At 60.4% G+C, this 19,960-nt stretch carries 20 protein-coding genes; 14 read left to right on the plus strand and 6 right to left on the minus strand.

Annotated features, from left to right (window positions below; translation table 11 throughout):
• Positions 1–14: 14 nt before the first annotated feature.
• The 3 genes from AC5SEM_RS09200 to AC5SEM_RS09210 form a co-directional block, all read right to left on the minus strand.
• Positions 15–302: a type II toxin-antitoxin system RelE/ParE family toxin gene (locus AC5SEM_RS09200; RefSeq protein WP_495473454.1), complete on the minus strand. Its 288-nt coding sequence runs from the start codon at positions 300–302 to the stop codon at positions 15–17.
• Positions 283–477: a type II toxin-antitoxin system RelB family antitoxin gene (gene relB, locus AC5SEM_RS09205; protein WP_077573204.1), complete on the minus strand. Its 195-nt coding sequence runs from the start codon at positions 475–477 to the stop codon at positions 283–285. The genes AC5SEM_RS09200 and relB overlap by 20 nt, the downstream gene beginning before the upstream one ends.
• A gap of 255 nt (positions 478–732) precedes the next feature.
• On the minus strand, positions 733–1,680 hold the full coding sequence (locus tag AC5SEM_RS09210) for a SphA family protein (RefSeq protein WP_495472752.1): 948 nt from the start codon (positions 1,678–1,680) through the stop codon (positions 733–735).
• Positions 1,681–1,891: 211 nt separating this feature from the next.
• On the opposite strand from AC5SEM_RS09210, the gene AC5SEM_RS09215 reads away from it, so the two are divergent.
• The 11 genes from AC5SEM_RS09215 to AC5SEM_RS09265 all read left to right on the plus strand — a co-directional run bounded on the left by AC5SEM_RS09215 (position 1,892) and on the right by AC5SEM_RS09265 (position 12,853).
• Positions 1,892–2,989, plus strand: a complete 1,098-nt coding sequence (locus tag AC5SEM_RS09215) for an AraC family transcriptional regulator (RefSeq protein ID WP_495472753.1) — start codon at positions 1,892–1,894, stop codon at positions 2,987–2,989.
• A gap of 314 nt (positions 2,990–3,303) precedes the next feature.
• Entirely contained in the window at positions 3,304–4,191 is an 888-nt protein-coding gene (locus AC5SEM_RS09220) for a Dyp-type peroxidase (RefSeq protein WP_116029061.1), read from the plus strand.
• A gap of 10 nt (positions 4,192–4,201) precedes the next feature.
• Positions 4,202–5,170, plus strand: a complete 969-nt coding sequence (locus AC5SEM_RS09225; RefSeq protein ID WP_495472754.1) for a Gfo/Idh/MocA family protein — start codon at positions 4,202–4,204, stop codon at positions 5,168–5,170.
• A gap of 210 nt (positions 5,171–5,380) precedes the next feature.
• Positions 5,381–6,133, plus strand: a complete 753-nt coding sequence (locus AC5SEM_RS09230; protein ID WP_016774450.1) for a GntR family transcriptional regulator — start codon at positions 5,381–5,383, stop codon at positions 6,131–6,133.
• Complete coding sequence (locus AC5SEM_RS09235; RefSeq protein ID WP_495472755.1) at positions 6,130–7,860, plus strand: fumarate reductase/succinate dehydrogenase flavoprotein subunit; 1,731 nt, start codon at positions 6,130–6,132, stop codon at positions 7,858–7,860. Before AC5SEM_RS09230 ends, AC5SEM_RS09235 begins: the two co-directional genes overlap by 4 nt.
• A 28-nt stretch (positions 7,861–7,888) precedes the next feature.
• Positions 7,889–8,134 (plus strand): 4Fe-4S dicluster domain-containing protein, encoded by a 246-nt coding sequence (locus AC5SEM_RS09240; RefSeq protein ID WP_003225615.1) that lies wholly within the window; start codon positions 7,889–7,891, stop codon positions 8,132–8,134.
• Between the two features lie 231 nt (positions 8,135–8,365).
• Complete coding sequence (locus AC5SEM_RS09245) at positions 8,366–9,769, plus strand: ABC transporter substrate-binding protein (RefSeq protein WP_495472756.1); 1,404 nt, start codon at positions 8,366–8,368, stop codon at positions 9,767–9,769.
• Between the two features lie 222 nt (positions 9,770–9,991).
• Positions 9,992–10,771, plus strand: coding sequence for an ABC transporter permease (locus tag AC5SEM_RS09250; protein WP_495472757.1), 780 nt, complete (start codon positions 9,992–9,994; stop codon positions 10,769–10,771).
• Positions 10,771–11,619, plus strand: coding sequence for an ABC transporter ATP-binding protein (locus AC5SEM_RS09255; protein WP_495472758.1), 849 nt, complete (start codon positions 10,771–10,773; stop codon positions 11,617–11,619). The genes AC5SEM_RS09250 and AC5SEM_RS09255 overlap by 1 nt, the downstream gene beginning before the upstream one ends.
• Positions 11,616–12,578, plus strand: a complete 963-nt coding sequence (locus AC5SEM_RS09260; protein ID WP_495472759.1) for a HEAT repeat domain-containing protein — start codon at positions 11,616–11,618, stop codon at positions 12,576–12,578. Before AC5SEM_RS09255 ends, AC5SEM_RS09260 begins: the two co-directional genes overlap by 4 nt.
• Positions 12,575–12,853 carry a DUF971 domain-containing protein gene (locus AC5SEM_RS09265; RefSeq protein ID WP_322846956.1) on the plus strand — a complete coding sequence of 93 codons (279 nt, stop codon included), beginning with the start codon at positions 12,575–12,577 and terminating at the stop codon, positions 12,851–12,853. The genes AC5SEM_RS09260 and AC5SEM_RS09265 overlap by 4 nt, the downstream gene beginning before the upstream one ends.
• A gap of 127 nt (positions 12,854–12,980) precedes the next feature.
• Here the strand turns inward: AC5SEM_RS09265 and AC5SEM_RS09270 are convergent, their stop codons facing one another.
• The 3 genes from AC5SEM_RS09270 to AC5SEM_RS09280 form a co-directional block, all read right to left on the minus strand.
• Positions 12,981–14,633 carry a phosphoethanolamine transferase gene (locus AC5SEM_RS09270; protein ID WP_495473455.1) on the minus strand — a complete coding sequence of 551 codons (1,653 nt, stop codon included), beginning with the start codon at positions 14,631–14,633 and terminating at the stop codon, positions 12,981–12,983.
• Between the two features lie 229 nt (positions 14,634–14,862).
• Positions 14,863–15,600, minus strand: a complete 738-nt coding sequence (locus tag AC5SEM_RS09275; protein WP_331695600.1) for a TorF family putative porin — start codon at positions 15,598–15,600, stop codon at positions 14,863–14,865.
• A 152-nt stretch (positions 15,601–15,752) separates the two neighbouring features.
• Positions 15,753–17,495, minus strand: a complete 1,743-nt coding sequence (locus tag AC5SEM_RS09280; protein ID WP_495472760.1) for an amidohydrolase — start codon at positions 17,493–17,495, stop codon at positions 15,753–15,755.
• Between the two features lie 103 nt (positions 17,496–17,598).
• Between AC5SEM_RS09280 and AC5SEM_RS09285 the strand changes: the two genes are divergently transcribed.
• The 3 genes from AC5SEM_RS09285 (at position 17,599) to imuA (ending at position 19,955) form a co-directional block, all read left to right on the plus strand.
• A complete protein-coding gene (locus tag AC5SEM_RS09285; protein ID WP_495472761.1) occupies positions 17,599–18,516 on the plus strand; it encodes a LysR family transcriptional regulator in 918 nt (305 codons plus the stop codon).
• A 204-nt stretch (positions 18,517–18,720) separates the two neighbouring features.
• Positions 18,721–19,338 carry a transcriptional repressor LexA gene (lexA, locus tag AC5SEM_RS09290; RefSeq protein ID WP_368969052.1) on the plus strand — a complete coding sequence of 206 codons (618 nt, stop codon included), beginning with the start codon at positions 18,721–18,723 and terminating at the stop codon, positions 19,336–19,338.
• Complete coding sequence (gene imuA, locus AC5SEM_RS09295) at positions 19,338–19,955, plus strand: translesion DNA synthesis-associated protein ImuA (RefSeq protein ID WP_064120652.1); 618 nt, start codon at positions 19,338–19,340, stop codon at positions 19,953–19,955. The genes lexA and imuA overlap by 1 nt, the downstream gene beginning before the upstream one ends.
• Positions 19,956–19,960: the final 5 nt, after the last annotated feature.

The following is a 19,960-nucleotide window of genomic DNA, read 5'->3' on the forward strand; positions in this document are numbered from 1 at the left end:
GCCCTTTTTTATATTTATGAGGTTCGTGGGTATTGTTGTCTGGTGTGGACTAACGTCAGTATTTTGATGCGCCCGTTCACTCGATAGACCAGCAGATAGTTTGGATTGACCACCATTTCCCGGGTGCCTGGCACTCGACCGGACCTGTAACCATAAGGGATTGATGAAAGCCTTTGCGTTGCTGCACCCACCTTGTGCTGCAGAGCCGCTGAAGCGTTGGAATTGTATTGTTCAATGTAATCGATAATGTCAGCCAGATCGTCCAGAGCCTGATCGCTCCATTCAAGCGGCAGCGCGTCGATTCTTGCGTTTCTCTTCTAATAATTGGTCGAGCCGCACCATGGCTTCCTCATGGGGAATGCCCGGGCGAGGATCATCCAGTACAGCCTGCACCTTGGCACGAAACCAGCGATCGTAGCTCTCGGCCTCTTCTTCGGATTCGAAGTCAGAGTAAAACGGGGAAAGTAATATGCTCATAGTGATCTCCGTGATCAATCTCGGCAGTTTAAGGGGGGACATGGCCCGTTGTCGTCACTGGCAGACGATGCACCCCATGAGCCCTTGAGCAACCATGGGATAACGGAGCCCAGTATCTGCAAGCGCACCCTTTAAATCTGCCAGACGTTTCCCCCTGTTGGCCGGTAATCTCGACCGCCGCTGTAGGCGTATTCCACCCATGCGTTTTTCAGGTTTTCAGGCTACAAATCCAGGTGCGCTTTCCTACAAATGCACTCAGAACGCATAGGGAATACTCACCTTCGCCCACAACATTTCCCCCTCCGGCCGGTTCTCAACATCAAATTCCTTGGCCCAGCGAATCTCCGCACTGGCGTACTTGAGAAAGGTGAAGTGCAGCGCCGGGCCAATCGCGAACACCTTGCCGCGCACGCCGTCATCGACGTCCTGCCCGGCAAACTGCACGGTGTGACCGAACTGTTTGTCGTCGGTGGTTTGCTTGAGGTAGTAGCCGTTGACGCCGAGCATCAGGTCGTCGGTGATCTTGTAGCTGGCCGAATAATCGAAGTGGAAGATCTGCCCTGATTTGTAGTCGGTGTCCTTGTTCTTTTCGTTGAAGCTGTAAGTGGTTTTCATCGAGACTTCGGTGTTGTCGGTCGGCAACCAGGTGAACGAGAACAGCGGTTTGTAGGTGTAGAAATTGTTGCTGGTGTTGGCCAGCCGATCGACGCTGTATTCGCCGGTGGGCACGGTGACTTCCACGGCGGCGCCGAGGGTCAGGTTTTTGCCCATGTCCCACAGAATGATCGGTGCAAACGTGGTATCGCCCATGCCTTCGCGAGTGTCGCTCAAGCCGAACACCGAGACTTCCTGCTTCAACCACGGCTGGGCGATGTAACCGGCCAGGCGTCCGCCGAACACACGCACGGGGCTTAAATAATCGAGGCGTGGAATCACGGCAGTGGATTCGATTTCGACATTCGGCACTTTGCCGCCGAACGAGCTGATGTTGAGCTTTCGCGCCTTGTAGTGGTTGTAGTAGAGGTTGAACGCGACCATGTTCTCCGGAAGGCTGTCGACTTCCAGCGGCAGCATGAAAAAGCCGTCGGTTCCGGTGCCGATGTTGTCGACGCCGGCTTCGGTGGCCAGGGCGGGCAACGTCAGAGGGCAACCCGCGATGAAAAGGGCGAGCAGCAAGAAGGATGTTGCACGGTTCTGGCTCATGACTGTCCTCATTATTATTGTGATTGGGACCTGGTACCGGTCGCTCGGAGCGCCGGTACGCTAGAAATAAGCGTTTGGCGTACGTTGCGGCAGGGTATTGGCGGACACCGAGGGGGGCATCTGCGGACAGTTCGCGTACCCTGTGCTAACTTCCTTCGACATAACCGGTTACAAAAATAACAATCAAGCGTGATCCGGAATGTCAGCCCCCATGAACGTAAAAGTCCAAGACCCGACCTTCGAACTGGCGCTGGTCTCGCCATTTCTTTTGCAAACCCTCGCTGAAGTCGCGCAGAACAAAGGCATCGATCCCCAGAGCCTGTGCCGTGGGCTGGGTTTCACCCTTGAGGATCTGCAGGATCCGGCGCAGCGGATTTCCTATCGTCAGGCGGTGGCGATGATTCAGCGCGCGCTCAAAGTGCTGCCCAACCAAGGCCTGGGGCTGTGGGTTGGTGCGCAGAACGTGCTTGGGACGTTGGGGCTGCTCGGGCATGTGTTGTCGCTGTGCAAGACCTTGCGCGATGCCTTTGCGTTGGGCATTCGGCATCAGCACACCTCGGGCGGGATCGTGGTGTCCAGCGTCGATGTGGTTGGCGGGCAGGTGCATCTCGATGCCGAATGCCGCTTGCCATTCGCCGATGTGCAGGTGTTTGCGGTCGAGGAGTTCTTCGCCAGTTTGCTGGTGTATGGCCGCGCGCTGGTCGGGCCTGAGTTCAAGGCGATTGCCGTGGAATTTGTGCATGCCGCGCCGGATTACCTCAGCGAATACCAGCGCCTGCTCGGGCCGGAGGTGCGCTTCGGCTGCCTGCACAATCGCATGCTGATCGATGCGCAGTGGCTGGATGTGAACCTGCCCAATCATCATTCGCTGGCGTTGCGTCAGGCCGTTGCATTGCTGGAGCTGGAAGCGGCGCAGGTGCATCAGAAACTTGATTTGATTCAGGCTGTGGAGCGGGCGATTGCCCGGGATCTGAGTCGTGGCAGCCATATTGAAAAGATTGCCGGCGATTTGAATATGAGCAGTCGTACGTTGCGGCGGCGGTTGACTGAGCATGCGTTGACGTTTGAGGCTTTGCTGGAGCAGGTGCGGCAGGCGCGGACCCTGAGTTTGTTGGCTAATCCGGATATGCCGATCGAGCGGATTACCGAGGAAGTCGGCTACAGCGATGTGCGCAGTTTTCGCCGGGCGTTCAAGCGCTGGACGGGGCTGAGTCCGAGTGCTTGGCGTAATGACGCCAACCCTCACCCCAGCCCTCTCCCGGAGGGAGAGGGGGCCGACCGCAGTGTCTTGCGAGTTACATCGACCTGAAAGATTGCGTCGATTATGGATTCACCGATGCACGCTCAATTCAGTGTCTTACCTCGATCATCCCCTCACCCCAGCCCTCTCCCGGAGGGAGAGGGAGCCGACGGGAGTGTCTTGAGTCATACATCGACCTGAAAGACTTTTGTCGATTATGGATTCGGTACAGCACTTTCAAGTCGGCGTATCTCCACAGCATCCCCCAATCAGTTCCCTCTCCCTCCGGGAGAGGGCTAGGGTGAGGGGCTTTTGACTCCATCCAAACCCCCACAAATCCTCCGGCCACAGGTAAACTCCCGCGCACTTTCCAAGGAGTTCACATGAGTTACTACCAGCCGGGCATTCTCGCCACCCCAGTTCCTGCGCAAGCACGTCACCTGTTTTTCGCCCTTGAGTCGGTGGAAGCGCTGCCGCAGGCGATCGACAATCTGCTGAATCAGGTGGACGGCAAGTCGGCGGTGGTCGGTTTCGGCGAATCCCTGGCCAAGGCCCTCAACGTGCAGATCGACGGCCTGCGCAGTTTCCCGGCGTTGACCGGCGTTGGCGTCGAGAACCCGTCGACCCAGCACGCGCTGTGGGTCTGGCTGCACGGCGTCGACCGTGGTGAACTGCTCAACCGTTGCAACGCCCTCGAAGCCGCACTGGCCCCGGCCCTGCGTCTGGTCGAGATGCAGGAAGCCTTCCGCCACAAGGATGGCCACGACCTGACCGGCTACGAAGACGGCACCGAAAACCCGCACGACGAAGCCGCCATCGCCGCCGCCCTGCAAAGTGCAGGCACTGACGGCATGGTCGGTGGCAGCTTCGCCGCGATCCAGCAATGGCAGCACGACCTCAAGGGTTTCCACAAACTGTCGGCCGATGACAAAGACAACATCATGGGCCGTCGCCTCAGCGACAATGAAGAGATCGACGACGCGCCAGTCTCCGCCCACGTCAAACGCACCGCGCAGGAAAGCTTCGCCCCTGAGGCGTTCGTCGTACGCCGCTCGATGCCGTGGATCGAAGGTGATCGTGCCGGTTTGATGTTCCTCGCCTTCGGTTTCTCGCTTGATGCTTTCGAGGCGCAACTGCGGCGCATGAGCGGTCTGGAAGACGGCATCACCGATGGTCTCTATCGCATCAGCCGCCCAATCACTGGCGGCTACTACTGGTGCCCGCCGCTGAAGGACGGTCACCTCGATCTGCGCGCGTTGCGCATCGGCTGAAGGAATCGATATGGACGTGGTGCGTTGGGGCATGATCGGTTGTGGCAGCGTCGCTGAGCGCAAGAGCGGCCCGGCTTTCTACAAAGCACCCGGTTCAGCGCTGGTGGCGGTGATGGGCCGACGCCTGGAAGCCGTGACCGACTACGCCGCGCGCCACGGCATCGAGCGGGTCTACACCGACGTCGACGCGCTGATCAACGATCCCGAGGTGGACGCGGTATACATCGCCACGCCACCCGACAGCCACCATGCCTACAGCCTGAAAGTCGCCGCTGCGGGCAAGCATTGCTGCGTGGAAAAGCCGATGGCGTTGCATGCCGGGCAGAGCCGGGAAATGCAGCAGGCGTTTGCCGAGGCGGGTTTGCACCTGTTCGTTTCTTACTATCGCCGTTCGTTGCCACGTTTTGCGCAGGTGCGGCAATGGTTGGAGGAGGGGCGCATCGGTGAGGTTCGGCATCTGAGCTGGACGCTGACCAAAGCGCCGTCGCCGGCAGATCTGGACGGTCGCGACAACTGGCGCACCGATCCGGCGGTGGCCGGTGGCGGTTACTTCGCTGATCTGGCCAGTCATGGTTTTGATCTGTTCCAGTACCTGCTCGGCGACATTGTCGAGGTCGCCGGTTTCACTGCGCGTCAGGCCGGGTTGTACGCGGCAGAAGACGCCGTCAGCGCCAGTTGGCGGTTTGCCTCCGGGGCACTGGGCATGGGTTGCTGGAGCTTTGTTGCGGATCGGCGTGAGGATCGGGTCGAGATCATCGGCAGCCTTGGGCGGATCAGTTTTTCGGTGTTTGATGAGCATCCCGTGCAATTGCATGCGGAGGAAATCATCAGCCTGGACATCCCTCATCACGAACACATTCAGTGGCATCACGTGCTGGGCATGAACGCTCACATTCGTGGTGATTCCAAACATCCCGCCGTCGCCGAACAAGCCCTCAAGACCGACTGGGTCATGGACCAGATCCTCAAGCGCCAGTAGCACACAATTCCCCTGTAGGAGTGAGCCTGCTCGCGATAGCGGTGTATCAGATACGAATTCGGCGTCTGACACTCCGCTATCGCGAGCAGGCTCACTCCTACAAAAAGCGACCGTGTGAAGTATCTAAGGTTATGCCCATTCGGTATTTCTCAACCTTGTCATAACAACCCTAAGATCACGTCATAACTCGTTATAACAAGTGATCCCGTGATGACCGATAACGTTCTTTCCCTTAGCAGCGTTCCTCTGCACACCCAGCTGCGCGACGTTCTCCGTGCGCGGATTCTCGACGGCGAATACCCGCAAGACAGCCAGATGCCCTCCGAAAGCGAACTCGGTGCGCTGTTCAAAGTCAGCCGCATCACCGTGCGCCAGGCGCTCGGCGATCTGCAAAAGGAAGGGCTGATCTTCAAGATCCACGGCAAAGGCACCTTCGTCGCCAAGCCGAAAACCTTTCAAAACGTCAGCAGCCTGCAAGGCCTCGCCGAGTCGATGACCGGGCGTGGTTACGAGGTGATCAACCGCCTGCGCAGCTTCAAATTCATCCCGGCTGACAAGCGAGTCGCCGAGCGTTTGCAGGTCGCCGAAGGCGAGATCGTCGCGCAGATCAAACGGGTACGGCTGATCAACCGTGAGCCGATTTCGCTGGAAATCACCTACCTGCCCAAAGCCGTCGGCGAGCGGCTGGAGAAGGCCGATCTGGTCACCCGCGACATATTCCTGATCCTCGAAAACGACTGCGGCATCGCCCTCGGCCACGCCGATCTGGCCATCGACGCGGTGCTGGCTGACAGCGACCTGACCCAGGCGCTGAACGTCGAGGCCGGCTCGCCGATCATGCGTATCGAGCGTCTGACGCACGACGCGCAAGGCCAGCCGCTGGACTTCGAACACCTTTATTACCGTGGCGATGCGTTCCAGTACCGCCTGCGGATTGACCGGCAAAAAGGGGAGCAGGCATGACCCGCAACGTTCTCGAACAGGAATACGACATCGTCGTCATCGGCGGCGGCACCGCCGGCCCGATGGCGGCGATCAAGGCCAAGGAAAAGAACCGCGACTTGCGCGTGTTGCTGGTCGACAAGGCCAACGTCAAACGCAGCGGCGCGATCAGCATGGGCATGGACGGCCTGAACAACGCGATCATTCCCGGTCACTCGACGCCTGAGCAGTACACCAAGGAAATCACCATCGCCAATGACGGCATCGTCAATCAGGCCGCCGTTTACGCCTACGCCACCCACAGCTTCGAAACCATCGAACAGCTCGACCGTTGGGGCGTGAAGTTCGAGAAGGACGAAACCGGCGATTACGCGGTGAAAAAAGTCCACCACATGGGCGCCTATGTGCTGCCGATGCCGGAAGGGCACGACATCAAAAAGGTTCTTTATCGCCAGTTGAAACGCGCCCGGGTGAGCATCACCAATCGCCTCGTTTGCACGCGGTTGCTGACTGACGAGGAGGGCACTGTCAACGGTGTGATGGGCTTCGACTGCCGCAGCGCTGACTTCCATGTGATCAAAGCCAAAGCGGTGATCCTCGCCTGTGGCGCTGCCGGGCGACTCGGTCTGCCGTCGTCGGGCTATCTGATGGGCACCTACGAAAACCCGACCAACGCTGGCGACGGTTACGCGATGGCCTATCACGCCGGCGCCGAACTGGCCAACCTCGAGTGCTTCCAGATCAACCCGCTGATCAAGGATTACAACGGCCCGGCCTGCGCCTACGTCACCGGCCCGCTGGGTGGCTACACCGCCAACAACAAGGGCGAACGCTTCATCGAGTGCGACTACTGGAGCGGGCAGATGATGTGGGAATTCCACCAGGAACTGGAAAGCGGCAACGGCCCGGTGTTCCTCAAACTCGATCACCTGGCCGAAGAAACCATCCAGAACATCGAGGAAATCCTGCACAGCAACGAGCGCCCGAGCCGTGGGCAGTTTCACGCCAATCGTGGCACCGACTACCGCACGCAAATGGTCGAAATGCACATCTCCGAAATCGGTTTTTGCAGCGGTCACTCGGCCTCCGGGGTGTGGGTCAATGAACGCGCCGAGACCTCGGTGAAGGGTTTGTATTCGGCGGGCGACATGGCCGCTGTGCCGCACAATTACATGCTCGGTGCCTTCACCTACGGCTGGTTCGCCGGACATAACGCCGCCGACTTCGTCGCCGGCCGCGAATTTTCTGCGCTGGATGCCGCGCAGATCGAAAAGGAAAAAGCCCGCGTCTACGCACCGCTGGATCGTGAACACGGTCTGCCGCCGGCGCAGGTCGAGTACAAACTGCGGCGCTTCGTCAACGATTACCTGCAACCGCCGAAAGTCACCAAGAAGATGCAGATCGGCCTGCAACGCTTCAGCGACATCGAACGCGATCTCGAGCAGATGAAGGCCAACAACGCCCACGAACTGATGCGCGCGATGGAAACCAGCGTGATCCGCGACTGCGCCGAAATGGCCGCCCGCGCCTCGTTGTTCCGCGCCGAAAGCCGCTGGGGCCTGTACCACTATCGCGTCGACCACCCGCAGCGCAACGACAGTGAATGGTTCTGCCATTGCCATTTGAAGAAGGGCGAGGACGGCCAGATGACCAGTTTCAAGAAAGCCGTCGAGCCTTACATCATCCCGCTCGATGCCGAGGAAATGCAGGCTTACGACCGTTTGCGGGTCGGTGCATTCGCCGCTTGATACATCAATAAATCAAAGAGTCCGAACCATGGCCTATCAAGCTCAGGAAATCTTCTTCCGCTCCAACGCTCCCGTCACCGTGGACGAGGACAAATGCATCGCTGAAAAGGGCTGCACCGTGTGTGTCGACGTTTGCCCGATGGATTTGCTGGCGATCAACCCGGCGACGCAGAAGGCCTATATGGCGTTCGATGAATGCTGGTACTGCATGCCGTGCGAGAAGGACTGCCCGACGGGTGCCGTCAAAGTCGACATCCCTTATCTCCTGCGTTGAAACCCGATCCCCTGTAGGAGTGAGCCTGCTCGCGATAGCGGTGTGTCAGTCAGCACATCAACATCTGGAAAACCGCTATCGCGAGCAGGCTCACTCCTACATTTGAACTGTGACAACCCAAAGCCATCCGGTGAACCCCGGACGCTGGATTCACCGAAAACCCCTCGTTTCCCACCGCGCCCTGATCGCGGCGGAGACGAACTCAAATAAATGATTCGAGGGGAAATAACCATGTTGCGTGCAGCAATCGCCGGTCTGGTACTGGCTTCGTTCACCGTGTCGGCCTCAGCCGAAACCATCCGCATCGCCATCGGCACCCAGGACACCACCATCAACTGCGCCGCCGGCGGCCTGTTGATTCGTGAGCTGGGGCTGCTCGACAAATACCTGCCCCACGACGGCGCCTACAAAGACGCCAAGTACGACGTGCAGTGGAAGAACTTCACCAGCGGCGCGCCGCTGACCAACGAGATGGTCGCCGGCAAACTCGACTTCGGCGCCATGGCCGATTTCCCCGGTGCGTTCAACGGTGTCGCGTTCGAAACCGCCGGCAAGCACAGCCTGTTCATCAGCGTGCTGTCGGGCAGTATCAAGGGCAGCGGCAACGGCATCGTCGTGCCGAGCGCATCCGGCGTGCAGTCGCTCAGCGAACTCAAAGGCAAGACGATTTCCGTGCCATTCGCCTCCACCGCGCACGGCATGCTGCTGCGGGCGGTGGCGGCGCAGGGCTGGGATCCGCTGAAAGATGTGAACATCATCGCCCAGCCGCCAGAGGTCGCCGGCTCGGCATTGCAGGCCGGCAAGATCGACGCCCACGCTGATTTCGTGCCGTTCGCCGAGCTGTTCCCGAGCCGGGGTTTCGCCCGCAAGATCTACGACGGCGCCCAGGCCAATGCGCCGACATTCCACGGTGCGCTGGTGGATCAGGCGTATGCGAAGAAGTATCCGGAGATCGTCGTCGCGTACCTGCGCGCGAGCATCGAGGCCAATCAACTGCTCGCTGCCGAGCCTGAAAAGTACAGCGAGCTGATCGCCAAAGTCACCGGCGTCGATGCCGAAGTGAATTACCTGTTCCACGGCCCGCTCGGCGTGCAGACCCGCGACCTGAGCTGGAAGCCGGAATATCGCCAGGCGGTCGGCACGGCCATCGATACGTTGAAGCTGTTGAAGAAGGCTGATCGCGGGCTCGATCTGAACAGCTTCATTGATGATCAGTACATCCGTGCGGCGTTCAAGGCGTCGGGTCTGGATTACACGGCGCAGTTGGCCAACTACGCGCAGACGCCGTTGAAGGCCACGGATGCGGCGACCGGTAAAGCGATCAGTGACTTCAGCCATGTCGCGGAAATCTGGGTGCGCGGTGAGAGCAAGGTGCGGCAGTACGCGTCTGCGGAAGAGGCGTTTACCGCGCTGGCCGCGTTGAAGCAGGAAGGCAAAAACGTCCGTGCGGTGTATGCGCAGGCCAGTGACAGCGGGATCAAGTTGCTCGCGGAGCAGGCGTGGTTTGCCAGTGATGCGAAGGGGCGTCTGAGTGCGTTTCTGCTCAAGGGGCAGGCTCAGCAATATGCCTCAGCGCAGGGTGGCAAGGTTTTCGACTTCACCGACGCCACTGCCCAGGCTGTTGCTGCGCGCTGATGAAGATCAAAAGCCCCTCACCCTAGCCCTCTCCCGGAGGGAGAGGGGACTGACCGCGGTGTTTGGGCAAGGTACGCCGACCTGAAATACCGAGTCGAACTCAGGTTTTGAAAAGCACGCAGGTCGGCTCCCTTTCCCCCTCGCCCCCCTTGGGGGGAGAGGGCTGGGGTGAGGGGGGGAAATCTCAGCCATCACACAGATCCAGAACTGGAAACCCGCTCCATGAAAACACCCATCCGCTGGACATCAAGAGCCACATCCTTGCTGCTCTGCCTGCTGTTCTGGCAACTCGCTGCCAGCCACCACTGGAACCTCGGCCTCGTCACCTTCGCCAACGTGCCAACACCTATCGCGGTGATCGAAGCAGCGCTGGGTCTGGGCGACTCCGGCAAGCTCCTGCAACACCTCACCGCCAGCCTCAGCCGCGTCTTCGCCGGTTACCTCGCCGCATTGCTGATCGGCATCGCCCTCGGTCTGGCCATCGGCCGTTCAAAATGGGCCGAAGACCTGCTGCTGCCCCCACTGGAAGTCCTGCGCCCGATCCCCGCCGTCGCATGGATCCCGCTGGCCATCCTGATGTTCCCATCGTCCGAACTGTCGATGGTCTTCATCACCTTCACCGGCGCGCTGTTCCCGATCCTGCTCAACACCGTGCACGGTGTCGAAGGTGTCGATCCACGCCTGATCGCCTCAGCGAAAAGCCTCGGTGCAGGGCGCCGCGCGATCCTGCTGGAAGTGATCCTCCCGGGCGCGGCGCCAAGCATCATCACGGGTCTGGCGATCGGCATGGGCACGTCTTGGTTCTGCCTGGTCACGGCGGAAATGATCTCCGGCCAGTTCGGCATCGGTTACTACACCTGGGAGTCCTACACCATTCAGAACTACGCCGACATCGTCGTCGGCATGTTGCTGATCGGCGTGCTGGGCATGGGCAGCAGTCTGCTGATCAAACGCCTCGGCGGGTTGCTCACGCCTTGGCATCGACCGCGAGGAAAAGCCTGATGAGCGTGATGCAAACCCCGGAAGGGCGGATCGACATTCGCCAATTGTCCATCGTCCTTGGTCAAGGAAAAGAAGCGTTCGAAGCGGTGCGCGAACTCGATTGTCAGATCGAACCCGGCCAGTTCGTCTGCATTCTTGGCCCGTCCGGTTGCGGCAAATCGACCTTGCTCGGTGCCTTGGCCGGGCATCTGAACGCGCATGCCGGCAGCCTGAAAGTCGATGGCGCGGCGGTGTCCGGCCCGTCACCGCAGCGCGGCATGGTATTTCAGCACCACACGCTGTTTCCGTGGCGTACGGTGCGTGACAACGTCGCCTTCGGCCTGAAAATGCGTGGCATCGGCAAGGCCGAACGTCATCGCGCCGCCGATGGCATTCTCAAACTGGTCGGTCTCGAAGGTTTCGCCGAACGTTGGCCCGATCAGCTGTCCGGCGGCATGCAGCAACGCGTCGAAATCGCCCGTGTGCTGGTCAATCGCCCGCGCCTGTTGCTGATGGACGAGCCATTCGGCGCGCTGGATGCGCTCACCCGTTTGAACATGCAAGAGCTGCTGCTGGACATCTGGACGCGCATCCGCACCACCGTGGTGTTCGTTACCCATGACATCGACGAGGCGCTGTTCCTTGCCGATCGCTTGCTGGTGATGAGCGCGCGACCGGGGCGAATCATCGAAGACTTGCGTCTGGATTTCGCCCGGCCACGCACCAGCGAACTGGTCACCAGTCCTGAGTTCTCGCGCCTCAAACGCCACTGCCTCGACCTGCTGCGCCACGACAATGACCGACCGCTGCCGCGCCTCAACCCGCTCGGCCTGCCTCCCGAAAACCCTTTGCCGCGATTTGCCCTATGACCTCTATTTTTGCTCTGACCGATAATCAAGACATCCTCGCCCTGCAACCGCGCCTGACCGCTGAAGACGCCGGCGTGCGGCGTATTGCGCTGATTGATCTGGCCGATCTCGAAGAGCCGGATGGCTTGCTCTGGCTGGTTGATCGCCTGGGGCAGGATCCTGCCGAAGACGTCCGTGCCGAAGCCGCGCGCTTGCTTGAGGCCTGGGAAGATGAGGATGTCGTGCAAGCGTTGTGCGAGGCGCTGACTGATCCGTCGCTCGCCGTGCAATCCGCCGCTGCGCAAAGCCTGAGTCTGCTCAAGACTGAAGCAGCGGGGCGGGTGATTTTGCCGTGGACCGATCACGCCGACGTCAGTGTGCGCATCGCCGCGTTCCGCGCCTTGCGTGAACTGCGTTTCGCCGACGCTGCGCCGGCTGCCGTCGCGGCGCTGAACGATGCTGACGCCAGCGTTCGTCGTGAAGCGGTGGGTGTGCTCGGCTGGCTCAAACAACTTGACGCACTGCCAGCCTTGGCGCGATTGGCCAGCGATGACCCGGACACCGAGGTCCGCCGCGCGGCTACCGGTGCTTTGGGCCTGGCCTCCAGCGCCGAAGTCCTCCCGGCCTTGCGCCAGGCTTTGCAGGATCACGCCTGGCAAGTGCGCGAAGAAGCCGCAACGACACTGGGCAAAGTCGGCCACCGCGACGCCGGCCCGGCGCTGGTCGAAGCCTTGAGCGACGATTACTGGCAAGTGCGCCTGCGCGCCACCCGCAGCCTCGGTCGTTTGCAATTTGCCCCGGCACTGGACGCGCTGATTGAAACCCTCGGTCATCGCATCAGCAACCTGCGCAAGGAAGCCGCGCTGGCCTTGGGTGAACTGAATGATCGTGGTGCCGTGGCGGCGCTGCAGGCCGCGCAGGACGACGGCGACCCGGAAGTGCGCAAAGCCGTGCGCATCGCGTTGAGTCAGTTGCAATGAATCCGCTATCGGTGGGTAACTCGCAGAGCGAAGGCACCTTGCGCTTGAGCTGGCCGGACGGTCGCGAACAACAGCTCAACCACGCCGAACTGCGCCGCCAGTGCCCGTGCTCGCAATGCCGCGCGTTTCGCCTGAAAGGTCTGACGCCGCTGGTGGATGATCGCGTACGCCTGATCGAACTCAACCCCCAGGGCTACGGCGTGCAACTGGTGTTCAGCGACGGCCACCAGCGCGGCATTTACCCGTGGGCCTACCTGGCAAACCTCAATCCTTGATACACCACAGCCCCCTGTAGGAGTGAGCCTGCTCGCGATAGCGGTGGATCAGCCAACATCGTTGTTGAATGACACACCGCTATCGCGAGCAGGCTCACTCCTACAAGGGATCTACGCAATATCCGGGTTATTGGGCGGCCGTCATCGAAGGCCGGCAGCCATGGAAAATATCCAGTCCCGGCTGATACAGCGACGTCTTCACCTCAAACAACCCCAGCACTGAATGAAACAGGTTGTCGTGGCTCAGATCCGCCTGCCCGGTCTTGCCTTGCAGGCAGCCGCGATCAATCCCTTCACTCGCCAGCGTGCCATTGCCGAACCACATCACCATCGGCACGTGCGTCTGCGCTTCAGGTGCCAGCGCATACGGCGCCGCGTGCAGATACAAGCCATTCTCGCCCAGCGATTCACCGTGGTCGGAGACGTACACCATCGAGGTGTCCAGCGAGTCCTGATTGCGCTTGAGCAGTTCGATGACCTTGGCGAGGAAATGGTCGGTGTACAGAATCGTGTTGTCGTAGACATTCACCAGTTCATCGCGACTGCAACTGCCCAACTGGTTGGTGTGGCAGATCGGTTGGAAGCGCTCCATGGCTTTCGGATAGCGCTCGTAGTACTCGGGGCCGTGGCTGCCGTCCGCATGCAGGACGATGATCGCGTGGCCCTTGAGGCTGTCGATGTAGCTTTGCAGATCTTGCAACAGCGCCTCGTCGAGGCAGTTGTTGCCATCGCAGAACGGCCCCGGCTGATTCTTCGAAATGTCGCGATGCGGTACGCGCAGGCAGGTGCCTTTGCAGTCGCTGTTGTTGTCCAGCCACAGCACCTGCACGCCGGCGCGCTGAAGGATGTCGAGCAGGCCTTCGTAGGTTTTGCCTTTCTTGTCGCTGTAATCCTCACGCGGGAACATCGAGAACATGCACGGCACCGAGACCGCCGTCGACGTGCCGCAGGAATGCACCTGGGTGAAATTGAGGATGTCCAGTTTGCTCAGTTCCGGATTGGTCTCGCGTTCATAGCCGTTCAGTGAGAAGTGATCGGCGCGCGCGGTTTCACCGACCACAAACACCATCAGCGATTTCTTCTCGCGGCTGGCGGCCTTGGCGCTCATCACCGCGTCTTCACCAATGGCCTGCACCACAAAGTGCTTTTTGATGCCCAGGCGTTGCTTGGTGTACTTGCTGATCGCGTAGATGTAATTGGTCGGGTTGATGAAGTGGGTGAGCTTGTCTTCTTCGCGAAAGATCGGCGCGTAGGTCGAATAGAACGAGCCAACCGATGCGGCGATCACCAGCACACAGGCGATGATTACCAGCACCTTGTTGAGCAGACCGCGAAAGAACGGCCGATAACTCACCGGCCAGCGCCAGATCAACGCCGCCGGCAGTACGCCGAGCAACAGCAGGTAAGCCAGCAGCTTGCCGTTGAACAGCGCGGTGGCTTCGGCGGGGTTGGTTTCGAAGACGTTCTGGATCATCACCGTGTCGATGGTGATGCCGTATTCGTTCATGAAATACGCGGCGCACGCCGAGAGCAGGGCGATCACGGTGAGCGTTGGTTTCAGTGTCCAGCGGAACGACACCAGGGTCAGCAGCAGGGTGATCGCGGCCCACAAAAACAGCCCGAACGAAGCAAAGAACGCCACTTTGTGCGCGCCTTGCAGGCTGACCAGTGTGCCCAGCGCCTTCCAGGTCGCCAGGTTGTACAACGCCACCAGCGCCAGGGAAAACAGCAGCACCAGCCGGGTAGGAGTGATGGACGGTAAACGCAGTCCGTTGCCCAAAGCCATGTCAAACATTCCTCTACATGAATGAAAACCACGCGGTTGCGCGTGTAACTGTAGAAGAACATTAGTAAAAAATTCGTAAACATCCTGTAACAACTACCGAATTCAAAGCAAATCCTTGTAGGAGTGAGCCTGCTCGCGATAGCGGTGGATCAGCCAACATCATTGTTGAATGACCTACCGCTATCGCGAGCAGGCTCACTCCTACAGGGGGATTTTCAGGGGGTCAGAAAGATTTGCTGACGCTGGCGACGACGGTGGCGGTGCAGACGTCTTTGAAACCCCAATTGCTCAGGCATTGGGTTTGTGAGAGATCAGTGTCGATGTAGCTCAGGCCCAACACCACCCCGGCCAGGTTATGGGTGAGTTTGACTTCCCATTCCCGATAACTGTCCTCAGCCTGCCCGGACGCCGAGTACAAATGCGCATCCTTGAAATCCATGTTGCCGTAGCGCAGCTTCAAGCCCGAGTCGTAAGGCAACTCGGTTTCATAGCCGATGTAGCTGTACAGCGAGCTCTGCTTGCTATCGATCCCCGGCGCATCACTGGAGTAATACGCCGCCAGCTTCACCCCATAAACCCCGAGAATCCCGTAGACCTCGCTCTGGTTGAACTGGCTTTCCTTGGGGTAGGCGTACTTGATGTAGCCCAGATCGAGGCTGACCTCCTCGGTTGCCTGCCACAGCCAACCGCCGTAGTAATCGACTTCCTGACGGGTTTTCAGCCCGTCGCCGAAATCGACGTTGGAACTCCAGGCGCCGAGGTACAGACCGCTGCTGTGCGCGAGGGTCAGGCCGGCTTGCACCGCTGGGTCATTCTGGGTTTGCGAGATGCCCCGCGTGCGGTAGTCGCTGGCGAGGGTCAGGTCTACCTCCAGCGCAAAGTCATCGTTCAAGGGGATCGCAAAACTGCTCAAGGGCAGCACGCTCAAGAAACTCAGGGCGAACAGAGGCAAGGCTTTCATGTGAAGTCCCGATGTTGTGATTATTTTTGGGCAGTACGAAAACCTTGTAGGAGTGAGCCTGCTCGCGATAGCGGTATTGCATTCAACATTGTTGTTGGCTGACACACCGCTATCGCGAGCAGGCTCACTCCTACAAAGGAAAGATTGTGTTGTTATTGGGTGGCGGTGTAGACCTGACGACCGCCGAACCAGGTTTGCAGGACCTGGGTGTCATGCAGGGCCTTGTTGTCGACGCTGAACACGTCGCGATCGAGCACGATAAAGTCCGCCTGTTTGCCCGGCGTCAGCGAACCGATCTGCTTCTCCAGGCCAATCGTCCGTGCGGCGTTAACGGTGTAGGCATAGAACATCGTGTCGCGGTCCAGACGCTCCTCGGCATTGAGTACGCCCAATGGGCCGACACGAGTAATCGCCTGGGCCATGGCATTGAACGGATTCGGCGTCGACACCGGCCAGTCACTCGCGCCGGCAATCGTCGCGCCCTGTTTCAACAGCGAATGCGCCGGGTACTGATAGCGAAAGGCGAGGGCGCTGACGTAGGGCTTGATCATGTCGGTGGTGTAGTCGTCGGCGCTGGCCCACAGCAGTTGCATCGAGGCGATGACGTTGAGCGGTTTGAAACGGGCGAACTCTTTCGGGTTGACCATTTGCAGGTGAGTGATCGAGTGGGTCACGCCGCTCTGGCGATCCTTGCGTGCCTGAGCGATGCCGTTCAGCGACTCACGCACGGCGCGGTCGCCGATCGCGTGGATATGCACCAGCCAGCCGCGCTGGTCGATGGCGCTGACCAGTTCGCCGAAATGCTGCGGATCGATCAGCAGTTCGCCCTGTTTGTGCGAGTTGCTGTACGGATCGATCATCGCCGCGCTCTGTGCCGGGAATTCGATCACGCCGTCGGCGAAGATCTTGATCCCGGGCAGGGTCAGGTTGGGGATGCCCTGAAATTGCTGGCGCACCTTGTCCAGCGTATCGAGGTCGGCTGGCACGCTTTTCGGGTTGGCCACCAGCAGCGCGGCGACGTGCACGCTCATGTCGCCGCTTTCCGACAGCGCTTTATAAGCCGGCAGCACGCCGACGGTTTTTTCGGTCGGCTTGAGCGCGAACACTGCTTCGCCCGGTGCGGCGTTGGCGGCCGGGTCCATCCACGCGGTGATACCAAGGCTGTTGTTGTAGCGCACCGCTGATTTCGCGGCGTTCAACATGTCGGCAGGGCTCGGCACCGGCATTTTCGAGGCGACCCGATCCCAACCGGCGTCGACGACAAAGCCGTTGGGTTCGCCGCTGGCCAGTTTGCCGATGGTGTCTTTTTCCGCATCGGGCAGGTTTTTCAGCAGCGCCGCGTCAATGCCGGCGCGCTTGAGCATCACATTGTTGGCCCACGCCGTGTGGTGGTCGCTGCCAATGAACACCACTGGCACATCGGCCCATTCGCCGCTGTTGAAGGTGGTGCCCAAGGCCTCGGCTTGCGCCCAATAAACCGAACTCATGCCAGCGATGCTCAGCACATCGCCGTGTTTGGCCTTGCCGTCTGCACGCCAGTCGCGCAGACGTTTTTGCAGTTCGTCGAGGCCGACGACTTCGTCTTCCATGTTCGCCGAGACCATTTCCAGTCCGCCGAAAATCGCGTGGGAATGGCTGTCGATCAGGCCGGGCATCAACGCTTTGCCCTTGAGGTCGATGACTTGGGTGCCGGGTTCGATCAAGGCTTTGATCTGCGCGTCGGTGCCGACTTTCAGCACTTTGCCGTTTTCTACGGCGAGGGCTTGCACCTTGGGTTGCGCACGGTCGGCGGTGAAAATCTTGCCGTTGAGCAGGATCAGATCAGGTGCGGCCATGGCTTCCATCGAGGCAAAACTTACAGCGGCTACCAACAGACTCGGGATGAATCTTTTCATTGAAGATTTCCTTGTTATTGCGTCTGATGGCGAGATTAGTGGCTGGCAACGGCGGACAGAACGCCTCCCTCACGAAAAACGTTTTTGCCTGAATGGAAAAAGCATGGACAAGTTGGGTGCATTGAAAATGTTCGTCGTCACCGCGCAGCTCGGCAGTTTCAGCCGCGCCGCCGAGCAGTTGGGCAAGACCCCGTCGGCGCTGACCAAAGCGGTCAATCACCTGGAATCGGAGCTGGGCGCACGGCTGTTCGAACGCAGTACGCGGCGGATTCTGCTCACCGAAATCGGCCGGGTGTACCTGGAAACCGCGCGGCTGGTGTTACAGCGGCTCGATGAGGCCAGCGAGGAAATCGAGCAGTTGCAGCACGGCTTGCGCGGCAGCCTGAAAATCACCGCACCGCTGGCGTATGGGCGGGCGTTTCTCGATCAGGTGTGTGACGGCTTTTTGCAGCAATACCCGCAGATCAGCCTGCAAGTGGACCTGTGCGATGCCTTCGTCAATCTGCTGGAAAGTGGTTATGACCTGGCGTTGCGCGAAGGTCACGATGACTTGCCGGGGCTAATTGCGCGGGTGGTTGGCAGCAATCGTCTGGCCTTGTGCGGCAGCCCGGAGTACCTCGCTCGCAAGGGCTTGCCGGTGAATCCGCAGACGCTTGAGCAGCACGAATGGTTGCTTTATCAGCACCCGTTGCTCAGCCGCGAGTTCTGGTGGGCCGAGCGTGACGGGCAGCGTTTGAGCCTGGCGCAACCCGCAGCGCCGTTGTTGCGCAGTGACAATTACGATTTGTTGCTGGCGAGTGCTTTGGCCGGGCGTGGTTTGCTGCACACGCCGCTGTGGAGCGCCGCGCCGTACATCGCCGACGGGCGACTGGTGCGGGTCATGGCCGATTACGAGATCGACCCGGACACCTTCGGCCCGCACATTCTGGCGGTGTATCCGAGTCATCGACGGGCCACGGCCAAAGTCGTCGCGTTCATCGATTACATCGCCGCATTTCTCGCCGAACGTGGCCTTGGCTAACACCCACGCACTGATCGTTTGATCGTTTGATCGTTCCCACGCTCCGCGTGGGAATGCAGCCCGTGACGCTCCGCGTCACTGGACGCAGAGCGTCCCTAGAGGCGTTTCCACGCGGAGCGTGGGAACGATCAGTGCGCGTGGGAACGATCAACGTGGGGTGGGCCGACCTGCGGCGCTTGTCAGGAAAATCCTACAGGAGTACAAATGTACTCCATGACCAATCTGACTCCCCGCCGTACCGCCATCCTGACCTTTATCCGCGATCGAATCGCCGAGCACGGTCAGCCCCCAAGCCTCGCTGAAATCAGCGAGGCTTTTGGTTTTGCCTCGCGCAGCGTGGCGCGCAAGCACGTGCTCGCGCTCACTGAAGCCGGTTTTATCGAGGTCAACCCCAATCAGGCCCGCGGCATTCGCCTGCTCGGGCAACCGCCGCGCCCGGAACTGCTCGACATTCCGGTGCTCGGCCGCGTCGCTGCCGGTGCACCGATTGGCGCCGATGCCGACATCCATAGCCGCTTGCTGCTCGACCCGGCGCTGTTCTCGCGCACACCCGATTACATGCTGCGGGTGCAGGGCGATTCGATGATCGAGGACGGCATCCTCGATGGCGACCTGGTCGGCGTGAAGCGCAATCCCGAAGCACTCAACGGCCAGATCGTCGTGGCGCGGCTCGACGGTGAAGTCACCATCAAACGCTTCGAACGGCTCGGCGCAGAAGTGCGGCTGTTGCCGCGCAACCCGGCGTACCAGCCGATTGTCGTGCGCGACGATCAGGATCTGGCCATCGAAGGGGTGTTCTGCGGTCTGGTGAGGCAAGGCTGATGGGCGCCGTCGTTGCGTTAGACACGCTGTTCAATGGCGGCCAGGTCTGGAAGGGCCGACCTGCGCCCCCCGCTGCCAGCCCGCAACCGACCGGGCACGCCGCGCTGGACGCGGCACTGCCCAGCGGTGGCTGGCCGGAAGCGGCGCTGAGCGAAATCCTCTTGGCCGGCCCGGGTGTCGGCGAGCTGCAACTGGTCTGGCCAACGCTGGCGCGGTTGTCGGCGGCGGGCGAGCGCATCGTGCTGGTGGCGCCGCCATTCGTGCCGTACCCGCAGGCGTGGGAGAACGCCGGGGTCGATCTGCGCCAGTTGTCGGTGATCCACGCCAGCGAACGCGATGCCTTGTGGGCGGCGGAACAGTGTTTGCGTTCGGGCAGTTGTGGCGCCGTACTGTGCTGGCCGCACAAGGCCGATGACCGCGCGTTGCGGCGTTTGCAGGTGGCGGCGGAAACCGGCCAGACCCTGGCATTTGCCTGGCGGCCGTTGAGTGAAGCGGTCAACCCGTCACCGGCGGCGTTACGCATTGCCATTGATGCCAAACCCGCGCAGTTGCGCGTGCTCAAGTGCCGTGGCGGTTTGGCGCGTGCGGCACCGATTGCCTTTGCCGTGGGTCACTGAGGTCG

The organism is Pseudomonas sp. CH61, assembly GCF_059429415.1.

Excerpts from the sequence above, each read along its gene's own strand:
- AC5SEM_RS09255 (WP_495472758.1), top strand. The coding sequence starts at position 10,771 with ATGAGCGTGATGCAAACCCCGGAAGGGCGGATCGACATTCGCCAATTG.
- AC5SEM_RS09245 (WP_495472756.1), top strand. The coding sequence starts at position 8,366 with ATGTTGCGTGCAGCAATCGCCGGTCTGGTACTGGCTTCGTTCACCGTG.
- relB (WP_077573204.1), bottom strand. The coding sequence starts at position 477 with ATGAGCATATTACTTTCCCCGTTTTACTCTGACTTCGAATCCGAAGAA.
- AC5SEM_RS09210 (WP_495472752.1), bottom strand. The coding sequence starts at position 1,680 with ATGAGCCAGAACCGTGCAACATCCTTCTTGCTGCTCGCCCTTTTCATC.
- imuA (WP_064120652.1), top strand. The coding sequence starts at position 19,338 with ATGGGCGCCGTCGTTGCGTTAGACACGCTGTTCAATGGCGGCCAGGTC.
- AC5SEM_RS09225 (WP_495472754.1), top strand. The coding sequence starts at position 4,202 with ATGGACGTGGTGCGTTGGGGCATGATCGGTTGTGGCAGCGTCGCTGAG.
- AC5SEM_RS09285 (WP_495472761.1), top strand. The coding sequence starts at position 17,599 with ATGGACAAGTTGGGTGCATTGAAAATGTTCGTCGTCACCGCGCAGCTC.
- AC5SEM_RS09250 (WP_495472757.1), top strand. The coding sequence starts at position 9,992 with ATGAAAACACCCATCCGCTGGACATCAAGAGCCACATCCTTGCTGCTC.
- AC5SEM_RS09220 (WP_116029061.1), top strand. The coding sequence starts at position 3,304 with ATGAGTTACTACCAGCCGGGCATTCTCGCCACCCCAGTTCCTGCGCAA.
- AC5SEM_RS09265 (WP_322846956.1), top strand. The coding sequence starts at position 12,575 with ATGAATCCGCTATCGGTGGGTAACTCGCAGAGCGAAGGCACCTTGCGC.
- AC5SEM_RS09235 (WP_495472755.1), top strand. The coding sequence starts at position 6,130 with ATGACCCGCAACGTTCTCGAACAGGAATACGACATCGTCGTCATCGGC.
- AC5SEM_RS09215 (WP_495472753.1), top strand. The coding sequence starts at position 1,892 with ATGAACGTAAAAGTCCAAGACCCGACCTTCGAACTGGCGCTGGTCTCG.
- lexA (WP_368969052.1), top strand. The coding sequence starts at position 18,721 with ATGTACTCCATGACCAATCTGACTCCCCGCCGTACCGCCATCCTGACC.
- AC5SEM_RS09260 (WP_495472759.1), top strand. The coding sequence starts at position 11,616 with ATGACCTCTATTTTTGCTCTGACCGATAATCAAGACATCCTCGCCCTG.
- AC5SEM_RS09230 (WP_016774450.1), top strand. The coding sequence starts at position 5,381 with ATGACCGATAACGTTCTTTCCCTTAGCAGCGTTCCTCTGCACACCCAG.
- AC5SEM_RS09280 (WP_495472760.1), bottom strand. The coding sequence starts at position 17,495 with ATGAAAAGATTCATCCCGAGTCTGTTGGTAGCCGCTGTAAGTTTTGCC.
- AC5SEM_RS09240 (WP_003225615.1), top strand. The coding sequence starts at position 7,889 with ATGGCCTATCAAGCTCAGGAAATCTTCTTCCGCTCCAACGCTCCCGTC.
- AC5SEM_RS09275 (WP_331695600.1), bottom strand. The coding sequence starts at position 15,600 with ATGAAAGCCTTGCCTCTGTTCGCCCTGAGTTTCTTGAGCGTGCTGCCC.